The following is a 1,130-nucleotide window of genomic DNA, read 5'->3' as shown; positions in this document are numbered from 1 at the left end:
AAGCAAGATTTTGTAGAATTTTGAAGTTTTTTAAAATTGGAAAGGTAAGAAGTTGGAAAATAAAACAAATAGGCAAATAAAAAATATATTAAATGTTATAATTTGTGCTTTTATTATGAGCTTCTGCGTTGTTTGTTTTTGGTATTTCTTGGTCTCTATTAATATATCAAATTTTGAAAATATTTCACATGATATTGGTATTTTAGGTGAAATAGACATTTTTTTCTTTGAGAAATTCGTATTTTGTGTAGTATATTTATGGGTATTTTTTATAATGCTATGTAGTGTGTTATCAAAATATCTTGAAAATTTCGACACATTTGTGGGTTTTTTTTATCATATTTTTTCGTATGCATTTTTTATACCTTTTGTAATTTTATTTCTGCTATTTTTTATGTCATATTTTGGCATAAAATTGACAAAAATTTCATATTTGATCAGCAGTTTTGTTATACAAATTTATTTAATTTTTGCTACTATCAATTTTTTTAAAAAATCTAAAAACAAGGAGAAAGAAAAATGAGTAGATATAATGGCGAAATACCTAATGGTGCTAGCATAGAGGCAAATATCAGAGAAATGCAAGAGTATAGTAAAACTCATGGGTATGACCAAACTTTGTGTTATTTCTATTTAAAAGTCAAAGGTGGTGGCGAATGGGATTATAAACGCCAAGATAAAGAAGCTATGGCTAATCACACAAAGAGTAAATATGAAGATTTTGGAAACTATAATTATGGTGCTGTCGGCAAAGCTATTGGATTACCAACGAGTGTTTTATTGTCTGGTGCTGGTGGGGCTCAAATAACTTCTAGTGGCGGATTATCTTTTCCACTCAGTGCAGTATATGATTATTTTAACGGATTGATTAATGGAGATAGTAGTAGAGATTTTGGATTAAATGACGACTCTGTCGATAGAAAAAATATATTAGATGGAATTGATGATTATAATGATACATACGGCAAGGATTATGATTTAATAGACGGAGCAATAGATTTTTGGAAAAATATTAATGATTTTGCTTCTAGCGAATTGAGTGATTTAGATTTTTGGAAAGATATTTTTGATATAGGATTGGATAATTTAAATGGTTGGATAGATTTTATTGGCGACTTTTTAGACGGCTT

At 28.1% G+C, this 1,130-nt stretch carries 1 protein-coding gene; it reads left to right on the top strand.

The genetic code is table 11. The features are described from left to right. Positions 1 to 519: 519 nt before the first annotated feature. A partial coding sequence (locus F1B92_RS08755) for a polymorphic toxin type 44 domain-containing protein (protein WP_154571455.1) occupies positions 520 to 1,130 on the top strand: 611 nt, incomplete at its 3' end.

Source organism: Campylobacter portucalensis (assembly GCF_009690845.1).
Lineage (GTDB): Bacteria > Campylobacterota > Campylobacteria > Campylobacterales > Campylobacteraceae > Campylobacter_B > Campylobacter_B portucalensis.
Note: the sequence above shows the minus strand (reverse complement) of the source record. Positions and strands in the feature narration are given on the sequence as shown.